Below are 16,948 nucleotides of genomic sequence, written 5' to 3' on the forward strand. Positions count from 1 at the left end.
GTAATAGCTTATTAATTGCCTAATTCTAGCTGATTTTTGACCAGTTGGTAATATTCACCCCTTCGTTCGGTTAGTTCCCAATGTGTTCCCTGTTCAACGATCCTGCCTTTGTCCAGTACTAAGATGTTATCGGCATGGCTTACTGTGCTGAGCCGGTGTGCTACGATGATAGCCGTTCGGCCTTCAAGAAAGCCGATGAGGTTGTCGATGATTACTCGCTCATTATTGGCATCCAATGCATTGGTGGCTTCGTCAAATAAGATATATCGCGGGTTTTTGTAAACTGCACGAGCAATCAACAGGCGCTGGCGCTGTCCTTGGCTAATGCCTTTACCGGCTACACCGATTTTTGTCTTCAAGCCAAAGGGTTGTTCCTCAATAAACTCCTGTAGATTGGCGGTTCTTATAGCATGGTTCACCCTTTGTGGGTCAGGGTACTCATCACCGACGGCGATGTTGCGCTCGATGGTGTCGGCAAAGATGAACCCGTCTTGCATGACAACCCCACATTGATCCCGCCAAGACGAGAACCCAATCTGTGCAAGTTTTTGCTGACCGACGCGGATCTCTCCGGATTCTGGCTCGAAAAACCGGAGGATCAGCTTGAGTATGGTTGTTTTTCCACTACCACTCATACCAACAATTGCTGTGGTCTTACCTTCGGGAAACCGTATGTCGACGTCTGTGAGTACTGGCTCGTTACCTGCGCCGGGATAGCGGAACGTTACCCCTAGTAAAGTGATACTCTTGTCCTTCGGTAGCTCACGCATCCATTCATTTTCCATTGGCTCTTCATCCGGTTCGCGGTAAATTTCGTTAATACGCTCCAGGCTGATTTGGGCATCTTGATAGGATTGAATGAACCCGAGGATCTGTCCAATTGGACTAGAGACCATACCTACGATGTATTGGATCGCCATCATGCCGCCGAGGGTAAGGTCACCATCGATCACCGCTTTAGCACTCAAGAAAGTGATTAAAATGCTTTTTAGCTGGTTGATGGCCATGGAACCAGCCTGTTGGTATTGTGCAAGAGCAAGGCTCTTTACCTTGAATCTAAACAAGCGTGCTTGTATGCCCTCCCACAGCCAGCGTTTCTGCCGTTCGGCATTGTTAAGTTTGATCTCCTGCATCGCTTCTACGAGCTCGACGATGGCAGTTTGGTTATCAGAGGCGACAGCAAACCTGCGGTGATCCAGTTCGCGCCTACTTTTAAGGAAGAGCAGGATCCAGCCTGTGTAGAGAATCGAAGCACCAAGAAAGATGGAGAAAATCCCTGCATGGTAAAAGGCCAGCACAAAGCCGAAAACAATTAGATTAATAAAAGAGAACATTGTCCCCAACATGGAACCGGTCAGGAAACTTTCAATGCGTTGCTGATCCGCCATGCGCTGCATGATGTCGCCCGTAGTCTTCGTCTCATAGAATTTCATCGGCAACTTCATCAGTTTGATGAGCATGTCAGTCAGGATTGAAATGTTGACACGTGTACTGATGTGCAGTAGTATCCAGGATCGGATAAAATCCACACCCACCTGACCAATAAACAAGGCAATCTGGGCGATCAGGATAAGATGAATGAAATTTAGGTTGCGCGTATTGATGCCGATGTCGACTACCGACTGGGTGAGGAAGGGCGTAACCAGCTGAAGGATCGTGCCGACAAGCAATCCGAGGGTAAGCTGGACGAAAAGCCTGCGATAAGTGGCGAAATAGCGTAACACAGCATTCCATTTCAATGTTCTCGTCTCATCTTCCTCCCTTTCATAGAAGGTCGGGGTTTGATTCAGCAATAGTGAAATGCCGTTATGGAGTTCTTCGTGAGCGAACCAATTGGCAGCGAATTCCTTTTTATCCAACTTACGTTTGCAATTGGCGGGATCAGCGATGTGATAATAACCTTTTTTGACTCGATAAAGAACCACGAAATGGTTTTGCCGCCAATGCAGAATGCAGGGAAGGTGTATCTCATCGAGTTGTTCCAGAGTTAGTTTGACCCCCTGTGTACGGAAGCCGATTTTCTCTGCAGCCTCACTGATGCCCAAAAGATTTACTCCGCCTTTTGTAACTTGGCAAAGTTGACGCAGGCGATAGATATCAATGTTTCGGCCGTAGTGGCGGCATATGATGCGCAGACAGGTAGCTCCGCAATCCATCTGGTCCTGTTGACGGTGGTGGGGAAAGGGTCTCACGATTAAATTAAATAGCTAAGGCTTTTTTACATTTTGGTTAGCCTGCCGGGACTATGGCGGTCACAAATGTCGATTAGCATTTCCAACTTCTTATTCGATCTGTAAAAACAATTAGCAAGGCTACCATTGCCTTGGCATTCGCTAGATCGAATATCTGAGTAGCCAAAGTCTTTTTGGACGGAAATAAATGGATAGATTAACATTTTCAAACTCGTCAACGCTGAGAGCTTGCCGTCAGCGGTATCTTTTTCGCCGAATGGTTCTCTACGTATAAGAGGAAACATATATTTGTTTAAAACGATTAATTGGGTTCCGTAAAAATTATCAACCCAACTGAGCTGTCTCGTAATCGGAATGGCTTGGTTGAACCAACTTACACCGCCCAGTACCATATTGCATCCCAAATCAAAAGCCCGTAATATGCTGTCAAAAAGAAATTGCTTCGAATAGTGTGGCGTAAACTCATGGCCATCCTCACAGATAATGATCACATCATCATCTTTTACCATCGCTATATCGACAATATTGACAATACTATTCCACAGACTGAAGGAATCTTGCGAATGTCCAGAGGCCTCCACGATTGTTAAAGCAAATTCACCCCTGCCGTTGAATTGCTCTCTAATATGCTTACGCCGATCCTCCCGTTCAGGCAGGTTGATCACATACATGGGAATAGAGATTTCTGAATAATCAATCATTTGGTCTATAATTATTAAATTCTATTTTGTAATAACTGGCTACGGATTTTAGCTGGTTGAGTTTTTCTGTCTGGGCGCTAAATAAACTCGATACTTTGCCTTTTTTGTCATTGCCTGTGGTAATATCAGAGTAGCCGAATTCTTTCTGGATGGAAATAAATGGATGTAACAAAAAAACAGCGTCGGAAAGCGTGGAAAATTTCAGATCTGCATCGTCTCCTGGAACGAATTCTGCGCGCAGAATTCGTTCAAAAAATTTTCGGAAGACTACCGTGAATTGAAGTCCATTAAATCTGTTCACCCAGAATATTTCTTTATCTACTTGCAATGTAGAGTCCAGCCAACTTACTCCACCCAGTAATACATCAGCCTTCCATTCTCCGGCCATCGATATGGAGTCAAATAATCTTTTCGTATTGTATTCTTTTGTAAAGACATGATCATCTTCGCAAATAATAATGAAATCATCCTTTCCAGTCAGTGCATTTTGTATGATTTGACATATGGAATTCCATAAGCCGATTGCTCCGATCTTATGTCTTGAAGCAGGCACAATGAAAACCTCGAATTCTTTCCTTCCTCCGAATTCTGATATTATGCTTTGTTTTCGATCCTTGCGCTTTGATAAGTTAATTACAAAAGTTTTGATCCGTGCCTTTCGATCTATTATCATTGATTTTTATTTTCGTTTCCCTCGAATTCGCTCTTCAGTTTGGACTGAATTCTTATTTCTCTGACCGTTTGTTTCTCCCAAGTGGAAGAGTGGTCACCATTGGTTAGATAGTCATTTATTAAGTCCCTTATCTCGTTACCATCTGGACCAGGAGCATTTTTATGGACCAACCGGCCTGCAGCGTCGTACAATAGGTAACGAGGTATCGCCCCAAGTTGAATTTGTTTGGCCCACTCGGATTTACCCGGGTTCAGAAGCAGAAAACTGCCAGGGAATTCCGATACGCCTTCCTGCTTTGCTGCTTTCTCCCAATCGTCAAACTTACGGTCAAGCGCCAAGTACATGAAACGGATAGGCTTGCCCGCATAATCCTCCCTTAACCGATGCGAGGCTGGCATAACCTTACGGCAGGGTTCGCACCAGCTTGCCCAGAGATCCACATAGATGACGTTACCTTTACTTGCTGCAATGATCGCAGATAATGTAGTCGTTGCCTTGCTTCCATCCATTAAAAACATGGAGTCTGTGGCCAAACGAAGCTCACTGAAATCGAGGAAATACGTATTTCGGATTTCATTCACTAGATTGGTATCTTTAACCGCCGATGAGAAAGCATGCATTAACATCTTAAAACTGTCTACCGGTAGTAAATCTGCCGCCAAAGTCACCTCGTTATACAGCATAATTTCCTTAATCCGAACGGGATAAATAGGTGATTCGGCAAGTTCGCGAAAATGGCGGGTAAATGTTCCCGAACTACGTGTTTTACTTTCGTATGCCTGACAGAGTCCGAGTAAGTGCGAGTAGGGCAAAAGGTGACCATCTCCATTTTTGGCACCTTCAATGATACGACGTACATCTGCGTCACTGATGATTCCCAGCCTGTATTGAATTAGGTATCTATCAAACAGTATTTGGTCCTTTTTCAGCGCATAGGCGTTCTCGGATATGAGTGCGTTTATTTTTAAGCTGTCCAGCATATTCATCTCCAACATGGATTCGGCTAGTGCCTTTTCGCCCCATGTTTTGCTTTCGTCCATATTGAAACTAAACCTATTGGAGGTCGAGTCGGAACTATTTGCATACTTGAGTACAGGTGCAAAGAACATCAGTTTAGCCGAATAGTACCCGTTACTGTACAACGCACGAACAAAAAGGGAATCGATGCTCAAGTCCATCGGCATAAACGGCCGGTTTGTAATCATGAAGATAGGATTCTCGCCCTCATAGCGGACCTCTAGGGTGTCGCCGCTTTGGACGAGAATCTCCGCCTTATAAAATCGGTCGTACCTGTGTTGGACAATCGCTTGGCCATTTTTCAGGCTGAAGGTTATCGTATCTGGTCCACGCCCATTAAGTTCTATGGGGTTAGCCCAGAAATTATCCCAAATGGTAAGGGCTTTGATATTGGTGTTCATATTCGAGTTAACCACGACGGTGTCCGAAATGATCGGCGCGTCTTTCAAGATCAGCGTAAAGGTGGAATCGCTGCTGTCGCTAATGTTATTTGATTCGGCATTATTACATCCAAAAAGCAACAGAAATGACGTTAGAAAACCTATAAAACTATCTCCGTACATTGTTAAAGCGATTGATAAAAATGACTACTTGACCAGAATGCAGCTTTTGTTTTATTCAAATGACACTGCGTGGCAGATATTTCTCCTTCATTTGACACAATGGGCAAATAGCAGGGAAGCTGCTATTTGCTTTGTTAGGAAGGTTTCACAATCTATCATTAATATGCAAGGTGTCTGAATGCTTGTATTAAATGCATAGCAATGATTTGATTGGTTGGAGGACCTTTTCTTCAGTACCAAGACGCACTAGCGCAGCTATCGCAGCACCATTGTCTGCCATCTCCGGCTGTGTTAGCCATGAGATTGTCCGCGTCGGTTCTAGATATACCACGTAGAATCCAAGTAGATCCGATATTACCGTCTCCCATATCGGAAGATTGTCCAGAACCTGAAGCGTCCCAGTTCAATTCTCCTGTTGCAGTCCAGCCACTTGGTAGATAGACAGCACAGGTGCCACCGCCTACAATTTGTTTCAGCTGCTCCCTCGTCAGGATTTCCCCTACATTCTTGAAATCCAATTTTAACTTTTTCATTTTTCTAAAGTTAGGGCAAGAATTTACCCGATTTTAAATAACAAAAACTGATACGTTCAACACGAGTTCTTTACTTAATTCGTGCATTCTCATTTTTCTTCTTCTGTTGCTTTTTTTCTTGACTTTTCTACCTCCTTCTTTTACTTTGTTAACAAGTACTTTAGATCATTTGCCGTGTATATCTCTGGTAAGTGGTAGCCGTTAACAAAAATCGTAGGTGTGAAACTGATACCTGTTTTAACACACCATTTCGCCATCGCTTTCAGCTTTAAGCCTTGCTTTTCGAGTTCACCGTTCATTGGGTATCTAGTTGCAAAAGCGGCGTAATCTTTGTCTATGGAACGATACCAGTCGTCTATGGCCCGTTGGGTCAATTCGTCGTCCCTCTTTTCGGCAATTGCCATCAGGTGCTTTACCGGAGCAGCTCTCATGTCTTTTTGACTATCAGTAGCCGTAAAGATAATCTGCAACTGTACCTCAGGATTCGTTGCAAGAATGCTCTCCAACATCACGTGTGCTTTTGAGCACGGTCCGCAATAAGGATTGCATACCTTGACGATTTTGTGTTTGGCATCCGCATTCCCAAGTGTTATGCCCAACCCGTGTGTGGTTTCCATAATGGTCGGTTGTTGACTGAGTATAGCTTGAAAGATACCGGGATCATGTTTCAGTCGCGTGAACGATAGCCAATGGCTACGCCCTAGACGGGCGGCTTTTAATGCGGGAATCAGTAGCTGGACGGCGATGAAAACCAAGCTTGCAAATATGGCATAATCAATGATTGCCCCTTCCAACCCCTGACTAGCACCAAGATAATTGTACGATCCGGTATACAGGGCCAATCCGGCCTGGAGGGCCAAGATGACCAGCGTGGCCAGGCATAGCCGACACCATTGTCTGGCCACACGCCATTGGTAATATAGGGAAAATACAATATACGTAGTGGCCAACAGGGAAATTACTGACAGAAGTGGGAGAACCTGCATATTAGTTAATCCGGCAGTAGCCAGCATTAGAAAAGCGCCCAGAAAATAGCTGAAGCCTATCTTCGCCCAGCTGGTTCCCGAAATGTTTGCACCTTTGGATTCCAGCAATGCGGAACAACCGCTTCTATCAGCATCGCCTGAACAAACCTGGCGCAGCGCTAGGTTATTCGTATCGGCTTCGTACCAGACCAATAGTAAGGTAATATAGACGCCTATAACAGCGAGCAGCAGATATATTGTGTTAGCCCAGCCGTTATCAAGAGCGGGAAATGGGCCCAGTACGTAATACATTGCGAGGGTACAAGCAACCAAGAGCGGCATTGTAAGCGCCGCGACCCGGCCGACAACCTGCTGCCTTTCTTTTTTTCTAAAGCTGGAGTAATCGTGCTCGATGGGTAATTTCTCATCTACTGCAAGTAATATGACCCCCGAAAAGCAATCTAAAAAGGACGCCCTTGGTTGCTTGGTCCATTCCCCCGTCTCAGTGTCCATGTATTCAACTTCCATTTCATCCGCTCTTTGGACGACGGTAAATTTCATTTGACCACTAGTATTACGCACCTGTGCGATAAAGGGTGGCTTAACGTCTGATAATTGCTCAGCGCTTATCCGCAAGCCACTGTTTATGACTCCTACTTGGTGCAGGCCCTCGCTGATCGCCAGCAGACTTGGATAATCGGGATGCGTTTCAATAGCGTCTGCCACCATTGTTCTAGAAATGGGTACGTCGAGACTTCTTGCCAATACATAAGCAGCATGGATCGGATTTTCCATACGGGGTACTACTAGCGATTTCAAAAGGTGTTTTATCATAATTCGATTTTAATCGCGTTTTTTTCAGGAGTACGAGGAGGAGCATAATATTGTCCCATCAACAATCCTCATCCGTGCTGAAATCGGCAGTAGAACTGAATACGTTCATTCAATCCTCTTTTGCCCCATTAATATGTTAAAAATATCATGCTTGTTTGGGGAGAATCAGGTTAAAATTCTACTCAATCCCAATGTATCATAATTTAATTTGCGTCTAAATTACGACAAATATAATTAATAAATATTATTTATCAAGTAAAAAATTAACTAAATTTATCTCAAAAAAAAAACCATAAAAATTTAATCTTCTGATCATAATCCAATATCTTATTTTGTAGTTCCCCGGGTCGTTCGGTACTTACTCGAAAATTGCAGCATTTTCACGCGAAGTTTTCGTCAAATCTGTCATCAGTGGGGAATGGTCAGTGCGGGTAAAACGCGTACTGGGAAGTTTGACGAATGTCGAACAGCCCATGGAAGAAGCCCCATATCAAGCCAAGGAGGAACCGGCAAGGCGAAAGGTCGTGCCCATCATCAGAGGGAGACGGCAATCCCGTTTGGTTTATGATCCCAGAATTGGAAAATTTGTATCACGTAAGCGTTTTTAGCTTTTTATTAAATTCGTATTTCATACCAAGTTAACGGGTGCGGAACAAGATTTTTTTGCAAATGAAATTGTTTTGGAGCTTGAGGTAGATTACACCTGGATTTCATGCACGATACGTTGGCCAATGGCAAGACGATCCGGACGCTGAACATCATCGATGATTTCAGCCGTGAGGCACTTTCCATTTCGGTGGACGCGAGCCTTCCGGCCCACCGCGTGATCCGAGAATTGGAGAAACTGGTCGAATGGCGGGGCAAGCCAGAGAAGATCCGCTCGGACAGCGGACCGGAATTCATGGCAGCGGCGGTGACCGAATGGTGCGGTAAAAAACAGATAACATGGGAATTCATCCAGCCGGCAAGCCCACACAGAACAGCCTGATTGAGCGGTTCAACAGAACCTTCCGCCGGTGAATTCCTGTTGAAATATGGAAAACTCCCAACCCAAAATGGCCAGTGCCAGTTTCCCACATTACAACAGGATAACAACAGCAAATCTGGTGCCCTCCTGATTGGAATTTTTTAGTTTTGGATGTAGCTAGTTAGGGTAAGATTACACAGCCATGAGCTCCGCCGCGTGAAAGAGCTGGCCTCTTCAACTCCTCGAAGACAAGTTTAGATCGTAGCCTTCTGATTGGCGATGAACGTCCAACCAGGGTGCGGATAACTTAATTAATAACAGCTACCCGCCGAGAAAGTTTAGGTTAATTGAGATTCGTCAACGTAAAGATGAACGCAATGGCCGGCTCAAGCTTTCTTTATAAGAGCAAATCCCAGCCGCATGGCTTGCACTTGGCTGTCAGTTGCAGAATGAATATCGAAAGCGTCCAATGTGTTATTTAATCAATACTCCGTTAAAAACTGGGACAAATTTCTGATTTACAGTAAAATAAGTGGATAAATAGTGGTTGGAATATTTAAATAAACCATTGATTTTCAGTATCTTAATAGTGTTTTTTGAAGCATTATTTGAGATATGGTCACCAAGGGTTATAATCTGTACAAATCACTGATAGTCAACATATTGATTAACATGAAAAATATCAACGCGTGCAGGCAGCGTTTTGTGGTCAAGGCCGTTACCCTTTTCCTCTCGATAAAGGGTCGGGTCAATTTCCAGCAACTGGGAAGGTACGGCAAATATAGCGAACAGCGTTATCGCATCCAATTCGAAAAGCCATTCGATTTCATGGAATTCAACTGCAGCCTGGTCAGGGAACATGCCAGTGGCCATTATATCATCGCCCTTGACCCCAGTTTCATCGCCAAATCGGGCAGGCAAACACCCGGCATCGGCTATTTCTGGTCGGGCCAGGCGGCCAGGACCAAACGGGGGCTGGAGATGCTGGGTATGGCGGCAATCGATGTGGACAACCACACCGGATTCCACCTGGACGCCTGCCAGACGCTGACCGGTAACCATCCCGACAGGTCACTTGCCGGGATCTATGCGGACTGCTTCACCGGCCACAGTGAAAAACTCTCGGAACTCTCCCGCGTCGCTGTCGCCGATGCATGGTTCACCAAGAAGTCTTTCATCGATGCGGTTTGCGGTGCCGGTTTCCAGTTCGTGGGCAGGATGCGCGATGACGCCAACCTGAAGTACCTCTACACCGGCCCACAAAAACCCGGTCGCGGAAGGCCACGGGTGTACGACAGTAAAGTCAACCACCAAGATATCAAAACCGAACATTTCCCTGAAGTGGTACTGGAAGATGGAACCCTCGCCACCACCGCCGTCGTCTATGCCGTATCACTCAGGCGCAAAGTCCGTGTGGTAAGGGTACCGTTCGACAAGAAGCACAGACTGTACTTCTCTACCGACACGGAGATGGATGCCGCAACTATCGTCAGATACTACAGGCTACGCTTCCAAATCGAGTTCATATACCGCGACGCCAAACAGTTCACCGGGCTGGAGAACTGCCAGGCAAGGAGCGAGAACAAACTGGACTCCCACTTCAATATGGCCCTGACGGCAACAAACGTAGCCAAAGTTGCGCACTGGATAAGCATCCCGAAAAAAGAACGGGGTGCGTTCTCTATAGCCGATATCAAGACGATGAACCACAACGCCTTACTGATGGATAGATTTTTTTCAACCTTTGGCGTGAACCCACACTTGCGAAAAAATCAGAAACATGTCAAAGAACTATTACTATACGGCACTATTGCCGCTTAAAAATTAACTAACTATTGATTTGACAGATGGTACAAAAAATCGAAATATCATGAAGTAGTCATCAAATTGGATAACATCATTACCGTATCAATCAGTCCAACAGAAGCCCAAACGCTGTTTACCTCTTTTATGTTTCACAAGCAAAACGTAAATTACCAAAACTGATTATAATTTACAGCCAAATCGAAAAATCGCTCAACGAAGCAAAGTAAAGAAGTAAAATCTTACCTGACGGCCGACAGCTTGTCATTAAGCATGACTCCCAAGTATACCGGCATTCCGATGACAAGATCGAAAAGCTTTAAGACCGGCTTTGGCTTGCCGTATATTGTCATTTTTATTGGATCAGCAGGTTGCACCCGCGGACGTCGCTTTGGTCAAAGCGACCCAATACTTCGAAATGGCCACCTGGGTGCGTTTTGCCAAGATCCTGCGTAGCAATGAATGCGCAGGATTGCACATTGGCAAGGTCAATCACATTGATACCACCCGTTAAACCGGTGGGGAGAATGGTAAAGGGGTCATTCGTATCCCGGACGATGATCTTCATCCAGGGAGGGCAGCGGAATAAGCCGTTGCCCGCTGAGTAAGCTTGCGACAGCAATTCAGTCATACCATATTCCGAATGTATTGAATCGACATTAAATCCCGAACGAAGCCGTTCATGTACTTCCTCGCGGATCATTTCCCTCCTTCGGCCTTTCATTCCACCCGTTTCCATGACAATCAGCTTGGGGAAATCGATCCGGTAATTTTCCACAAAATCCAGCAACGCATAGGTAACGCCGATCAGCAACGTCTTACCGCCGGTTGCTTTAAGGTGTTGTAAACGATCAAACAGTTCCTGGTGGTTATACAAGAAGTAACCACTTAGCGGGTTTCTGCTTTCGCGGATTAAGTCGTCCACCATGTAGATAAGCGACGATCCTTCCCGCTCGGCGTAGGAGGGAAGAAGGGCCAGAATGGTCCAGTCTGTTGGAACGCCGTAAAACCGTTCGAAGGCCGTGCGGAAGCTTCTTTCGTAGATGGCTACATCCGCCACGTAATGTTTGCTTTGTACGCTGCCTGTGGTACCCGAGCTACTGAAAGTCAGCTGCGGTTCCTGCGTTACGGATACGATGCGGTGCTGCTTGAACAGCTCAATGGGCAGAAAGGGGATATGTTCCGGCTGTTTTACCGCAACCGGATTTATACCCAATAAGGCAAGGTATTCGGCATATACCGTGCAATGGCGGGATTGGTGCCGGAAGATTTCCAGGCAGCCACCGGTAAACTCCTCGGATGAAGAGATGGAAAATATGCGGTCTGCCGATACCATGTGTCCGAATCGCTACAGCATTCCGCCGCACACGGACAGCACCTGTCCGTTGATGTAGGATGCCAGGTCTGACGCCAGAAACAGACAGGCATTGGCCACATCTTCGGTCTCTCCGGCCCGTTTCAGTGGAATATTTTGCTCCCAACCTTCCACTACTTTCGGATCCAGTACATCGGTCATCTCCGTCCGGATAAATCCCGGCGCAATGACATTGGTGCGGATGTTGCGCGATCCCAGTTCTTTGGCTACCGATTTGGAAAAACCAATGATACCCGCCTTTGAAGCGGCATAGTTAGCCTGTCCGGCATTTCCCTGTACGCCTACCACCGAACTCATATTGATGAATACACCCTTGCGGTTTTTCATCATGATTCTGGAAGCAGCTTTGGTCACGTTGAAAACCGATTTGAGGTTTACATTGAGTACGTCGTCCCATTGGTCTTCGGTCATCCGCAGTAACAGGCCATCTTTGGTAATTCCGGCATTATTGACCACCGCATCCAGGGTCCCAAATTCCGAAACGATATCGTTGATTAATTTTTCGGCTTCTTCAAAAATGGACGCATCCGACCGGTACCCCTTTATTTTGGTGCCATGAGCCTGAAGTTCCTTTTCAAGGGCTTCTCCTTTCTCTACAGATGACAGGTAGGTAAATGCTACATTCGCTCCGTTTGCGGCAAATGTTTCCGCTATTTTCCGGCCAATTCCTTTGGACGCACCAGTAATCAGTGCTGTTTTTCCTTCGAGTAGTTTCATTTGATTGCTGTCTATATGCTATTTAAAAGGTATCGGCGCAAACTTAGAAAAAAATCACGACCTGTCACTGCAATTTAAATTATTGTAATAATTAAACGATATTGTTGATAAGCTGCAAATTATTTGCGTCCTTAGCTACACGACAACGACAACAAACAATGAACGACGAGTTTTTTAGTCAACTTTACCGTAAACAACAAGAGATCAACGATGTGCCCCCCAATGGCATGATTGCCGGATGGGCATTGGGCTTGCTGGATTTACTTTTTCCGGAACGCCAAACGCATCCCGACCGGACCATTGAACAGCTTAAAACCCAGTTTACCCAGTCTGAAAAAGAACTGGTGGGCATTTTAAATAGAACCAAAGCCTGTGAAGATTGCAACAACGGTTTAATTGCCACCCAATTTTACGGGTCACTGCCCGAAATGCGCCGGATGATGTACACCGATGCTGCGGCAATTTACGAGGGAGACCCCGCCGCAACCAGTGAATTTGAAGTAATCCGTACCTATCCGGGCTTTTTGGCCATCGCGCTCTACCGGCTCGCACATCGGCTTATGACACTGGATGTACCGCTCTTGCCGCGTATCCTTACGGAACACGGACATTCCCAGACCGGTATTGATATCCATCCCGCGGCACAGATCGGTGAATATTTCTGCATCGATCACGGCACGGGCGTGGTAATCGGGGAAACGGCGGTCATCGGCAACCAGGTGAAAATTTACCAAGGTGTAACGCTGGGTGCGATGAGTGTTGAGAAATTTTTAGCCAATACACGGCGGCACCCCACCATACAGGACCGGGTGGTTATTTACGCCGGCGCAACCATTTTAGGTGGCGATACGGTCATTGGCCACGACAGTGTAATCGGAGGTAACGTGTGGCTAACATCCAGTATCCCTCCGTATACCACTGTCTATCATCAGTCTACCGTAAAAATTGTTGACTCAAAAACAACCCATTAACGAATGCAAACACTGATTGATTGCGTGGGGAACACACCACTGGTAGAGCTTACAAAACTGAATCCGAATCCGAGGGTCCGTCTGTATGTGAAGTTAGAGGGGAACAATCCGGGCGGGAGCGTGAAAGACCGGGCGGCACTCAACATGATCCGCAGTGCGATGGAACGCGGGGATATTAAACCCGGGATGCAGCTGATCGAGGCCACCAGTGGAAATACAGGGATTGCCCTGGCGATGATTGCGCGTATTTATGACTTGGATATCGAATTGGTGATGCCTTCCAACTCCACCCGTGAACGTACGTTGACGATGGAGGCCTTCGGAGCGAAAGTTACTCTGCTGGAATCCATCGAAGCGTGCCGCGATTATGCGGAGGAAAAGGGGCAGCAGAGCGGCTATTTCCTCTTAAACCAATTTGCCAACCCCGACAATTACCTTGCTCATTACAAGACAACGGGGCCTGAAATCTGGCGGGATACCCAGGGGCAGATTACGCATTTTGTGAGTGCAATGGGCACGACCGGAAGTATCATGGGTAACTCCATGTACCTGAAGGAGCAAAATCCCGATATACAGATTGTGGGATGCCAGCCCACGGAGGAATCGTCGATACCGGGCATCCGGCGTTGGCCCATGGAATACCTTCCTAAGATTTACGACCCCCAGCGGGTAGACCGGGTGATGGATGTATCCCAGACGGAAGCCGTCGAAATGACAAGGCAACTGGCACGTACAGAAGGTGTATTTGTAGGCATGAGTAGCGGGGGAGCGATGGCATGCGCTACCCGGCTGGCAACGGAACTGGACGAAGGGGTCATTGTATTTATCGCCTGCGATCGGGGCGACCGGTATTTATCCAGCGATCTGTTTGGATAAAACTATCTCCGTGTTCTATCACGATCCGAATTTACTCCTTAACGCGGCCAGCTTTGAAGCCATATCGCTTTCTTCCCGCTTCGGACTTTCGGTTTTCCGATACTTCGGTCTTTCTGTCTTTCGATGTTCCCGCTTTTCGGACTTTTCTGCTTTCTGAGGTTCCGTCTTCATCGAAAGACTGATCCGGTTCCGTTTTTGGTCGACTTCCGTAACGGTTACCATCACCTTTTGCTGCACTTTCACCACTTCATTGGGATCTTTGATGTAACGGTTGGCCAATTGGCTCAGGTGTACCAAGCCGTCTTGATGTACACCGATGTCAACAAAGGCACCGAAGGCGGTAATATTGGTAACAATGCCCGGCAACCTCATCCCAATACGCAGGTCGCCAACGCTGTTAACGCCCTCTGTAAAGGAAAATTGCTCAAATTGCTCACGTGGATCCCGGCCGGGCTTGGCCAGTTCGGCCAGGATATCCCGAAGGGTGGGCAGGCCTACCGTATCGCTTACGTATTTTTTGAGATCAATTTGTTTACGGAGTTTTTCCTCCCGTAAAAGATCTGCAACCCGGCAACCCAGGTCAGTGGCCATCTGTTCAACCAACGCATAGCGTTCGGGGTGTACGGCACTGCCATCCAGTGGATTTTCAGCATTTCGGATCCGTAGGAATCCGGCTGCTTGCTCAAAGGCTTTTTCACCCAGGCGCGGTACGTTTTTCAGTGACTCCCGGTTGCGGAACGCCCCGTGTGTGTTACGGAAGTTGACAATCTGCTGCGCCAACGAGGGGCCCAGGCCCGAAATATAGGACAGAATTTGCTTGGATGCGGTGTTGAGTTCCACACCCACGGCATTGACACAACTGATCACCGTATCGTCTAATGCGCTCTGAAGTTTAGCTTGGTCAACATCGTGTTGGTACTGCCCAACACCGATGGATTTGGGGTCTATTTTAACCAGCTCAGCCAATGGATCGACAAGCCGACGGCCGATGGATACCGCGCCCCGAACCGTTACGTCGTGGTCGGGAAACTCTTCGCGCGCCACGTGGGAGGCAGAGTAGATGGAAGCGCCGCTTTCATTGACCATGACAATGGTTACCCCCGGGAGGGCAAGTTTGCGGATAAAATCTTCTGTTTCGCGGCCAGCCGTACCATTGCCAATGGCGATCGCCTGTATTTGATGTTTTTCAATCAGAAAGCGGACGGTTTTCGCTGCTTCTTCGGCCTTCGCAGCACCGGTATGGGGAAAGATGGCCGTATGTTCCACCAATGCGCCCTGTTCGTCCAGGCAAACCGTTTTGCAGCCTGTCCGGAATCCGGGGTCAATTGCCATCACCCGCTTTTGCCCCAAAGGGGCTGCAAGCAGCAATTGCCGGACATTTTCGGCAAATACCCGGATGGCCTCTTCGTCTGCCCGTTGGCGGGTAAGCATCCGGATTTCCGTTTCCATGGAAGGCTTCAGTAGCCTTTTATACCCGTCGAGCATGGCCATACGTACCTGCGCACTGGCTTCCCCTGCACCTTTGACATAGGCATTGTCCAACAGTGGGAGCACCTCCGTTTCGGGCACGTCGATGTCGAGGTAAAGCAATTCTTCTTTCTCACCGCGGCGCATCGCCAGAATCCGGTGCGAAGGGGCGGTCTTCAACGGTTCAGACCACTCGTAATAATCTTTGTACTTGATAGCATCTTCTTCTTTGCCGGGTACTACACGGGAAACAAAAAGTCCTTTTTCCATGAAAACCTGCCGTACCTGTGCCCGGATGGCGGCATCCTCGGCAATAGTTTCGGCAAGGATGTCGCGCGCACCTGCTAACGCTTCTTCCGCGTCCTGTATACCTTTATCGGAGTTTATAAAAGCTTGTGCCACCTCGGTAATGTTCGTCCCATCCTGCGCCAGAATAAGCTGCGCCAGCGGTTCAAGTCCTTTTTCGCGGGCAATACTTGCCCGGGTTTTGCGCTTTGGCTTATACGGTAAATACAGGTCCTCCAGGTTTGCCATCGTTTCGGCGGCGTTCACCTGTTGTTCCAGCTCGGGGGTCAGTTTCCCCTGATCGGTCAATGACTTTAGGATGCTTTCCCGGCGCTTATCCAATTCCTGCAACTGCTGCGAACGGTCCCGGATTTGGGTTAGCTGCACCTCGTCAAGGCTGCCTGTCATCTCTTTTCGATAGCGCGCAATAAAAGGAATCGTGGCGCCTTCTGCCAGCAGTCCTAGGACAACGCTCACCTGCCGTTCTGACAAAGCGAGCTCATTGGAAATACGAATTTCGTGGGTCACGCGTTTTTTTCTTCGCTTACCGGTTGTTTCGGGTCTTCGTGAGACGTTTGCGGGTTGTTTATATCGTCGGTATTACCGGAGTCCGAGGTGTTTTCAGCGGTACCATACTCGTTATCATGATAATAAGGGCCCTGGCTGCCGTAATAGTCCGGTTCGCGTCCGGGATTATGTTCGTATGTGCCGGCAGGGGCCGAAGCATTGTTTTCATTCAGTTTCTTCGGCTCTTCATCTTTTACGATTACGTCCTTCACTTCTATGTCTTTCTCAAAATTATTGATCTGATCGCTGATATCCCGTTTGATACTTTCCGATGCGTCTTTAAACTCACGGATACCCCGGCCCAATCCTCTTGCTAATTCGGGTAATTTTTTGCCTCCAAATAGCAGTAGAGCCACAAATACGATCAACATCATTTCGCTCGTTCCGATGTTCAGGAAGGCCAATACTGTACTCAACATAACACAATCTCTGTTTTATCACA

General features: G+C 47.2%; 13 protein-coding genes. 4 read left to right on the forward strand and 9 right to left on the reverse strand.

Translation table 11 applies throughout. The annotated features are described in order from the left end of the window. Nucleotides 1-11: 11 nt before the first annotated feature. The 5 genes from IEX60_RS15495 to IEX60_RS15515 form a co-directional block, all read right to left on the reverse strand. The gene (locus IEX60_RS15495) at nt 12-2,192 is read right to left on the reverse strand and encodes a peptidase domain-containing ABC transporter (RefSeq protein WP_229717591.1); all 2,181 of its coding nucleotides are present in this window, start codon (nt 2,190-2,192) and stop codon (nt 12-14) included. 26 nt (nt 2,193-2,218) lie between these two features. Then, nucleotides 2,219-2,893: a glycosyl transferase gene (locus IEX60_RS15500; RefSeq protein ID WP_188752219.1), complete on the reverse strand. Its 675-nt coding sequence runs from the start codon at nt 2,891-2,893 to the stop codon at nt 2,219-2,221. Beyond that, on the reverse strand, nt 2,886-3,566 hold the full coding sequence (locus IEX60_RS15505; RefSeq protein WP_188752220.1) for a glycosyl transferase: 681 nt from the start codon (nt 3,564-3,566) through the stop codon (nt 2,886-2,888). Before IEX60_RS15505 ends, IEX60_RS15500 begins: the two co-directional genes overlap by 8 nt. Next, nucleotides 3,563-5,146: a TlpA family protein disulfide reductase gene (locus IEX60_RS15510; RefSeq protein WP_188752221.1), complete on the reverse strand. Its 1,584-nt coding sequence runs from the start codon at nt 5,144-5,146 to the stop codon at nt 3,563-3,565. Before IEX60_RS15510 ends, IEX60_RS15505 begins: the two co-directional genes overlap by 4 nt. Nucleotides 5,147-5,819: 673 nt before the next feature. Beyond that, nucleotides 5,820-7,463, reverse strand: coding sequence for a vitamin K epoxide reductase family protein (locus tag IEX60_RS15515; RefSeq protein ID WP_188752222.1), 1,644 nt, complete (start codon nt 7,461-7,463; stop codon nt 5,820-5,822). Between the two features lie 718 nt (nt 7,464-8,181). On the opposite strand from IEX60_RS15515, the gene IEX60_RS15520 reads away from it, so the two are divergent. Both IEX60_RS15520 and IEX60_RS15525 read left to right on the forward strand, forming a co-directional pair. Next, a complete protein-coding gene (locus tag IEX60_RS15520) occupies nt 8,182-8,466 on the forward strand; it encodes a DDE-type integrase/transposase/recombinase (RefSeq protein WP_262892325.1) in 285 nt (94 codons plus the stop codon). Nucleotides 8,467-9,117: 651 nt separating this feature from the next. Beyond that, nucleotides 9,118-10,266: a transposase gene (locus IEX60_RS15525; protein ID WP_188752224.1), complete on the forward strand. Its 1,149-nt coding sequence runs from the start codon at nt 9,118-9,120 to the stop codon at nt 10,264-10,266. A 337-nt stretch (nt 10,267-10,603) separates the two neighbouring features. On the opposite strand, the gene IEX60_RS15530 is transcribed toward IEX60_RS15525, so the two are convergent. After that, nucleotides 10,604-11,584: a LuxE/PaaK family acyltransferase gene (locus IEX60_RS15530; protein WP_188752226.1), complete on the reverse strand. Its 981-nt coding sequence runs from the start codon at nt 11,582-11,584 to the stop codon at nt 10,604-10,606. A 12-nt stretch (nt 11,585-11,596) separates the two neighbouring features. Continuing rightward, nucleotides 11,597-12,340: a 3-oxoacyl-[acyl-carrier-protein] reductase gene (gene fabG / locus IEX60_RS15535; RefSeq protein ID WP_188752228.1), complete on the reverse strand. Its 744-nt coding sequence runs from the start codon at nt 12,338-12,340 to the stop codon at nt 11,597-11,599. 158 nt (nt 12,341-12,498) lie between these two features. Here fabG and IEX60_RS15540 point away from each other — a divergent pair, with 158 nt between their 5' ends. Both IEX60_RS15540 and cysM read left to right on the forward strand, forming a co-directional pair. Further along, nucleotides 12,499-13,311 carry a serine O-acetyltransferase gene (locus tag IEX60_RS15540; protein WP_188752230.1) on the forward strand — a complete coding sequence of 271 codons (813 nt, stop codon included), beginning with the start codon at nt 12,499-12,501 and terminating at the stop codon, nt 13,309-13,311. Between the two features lie 3 nt (nt 13,312-13,314). Continuing rightward, complete coding sequence (gene cysM / locus IEX60_RS15545) at nt 13,315-14,187, forward strand: cysteine synthase CysM (RefSeq protein WP_188752232.1); 873 nt, start codon at nt 13,315-13,317, stop codon at nt 14,185-14,187. A gap of 18 nt (nt 14,188-14,205) precedes the next feature. Here cysM and IEX60_RS15550 read toward each other — a convergent pair whose 3' ends face one another. Then, nucleotides 14,206-16,467, reverse strand: a complete 2,262-nt coding sequence (locus tag IEX60_RS15550) for a Tex family protein (RefSeq protein WP_229717592.1) — start codon at nt 16,465-16,467, stop codon at nt 14,206-14,208. Then, nucleotides 16,464-16,925, reverse strand: a complete 462-nt coding sequence (locus IEX60_RS15555; RefSeq protein ID WP_188752234.1) for a Sec-independent protein translocase subunit TatA/TatB — start codon at nt 16,923-16,925, stop codon at nt 16,464-16,466. Before IEX60_RS15555 ends, IEX60_RS15550 begins: the two co-directional genes overlap by 4 nt. Between the last annotated feature and the right edge of the window lie 23 nt (nt 16,926-16,948).

It is taken from the genome of Parapedobacter defluvii (assembly GCF_014642075.1).
In the GTDB taxonomy this organism is placed as follows: domain Bacteria; phylum Bacteroidota; class Bacteroidia; order Sphingobacteriales; family Sphingobacteriaceae; genus Parapedobacter; species Parapedobacter defluvii.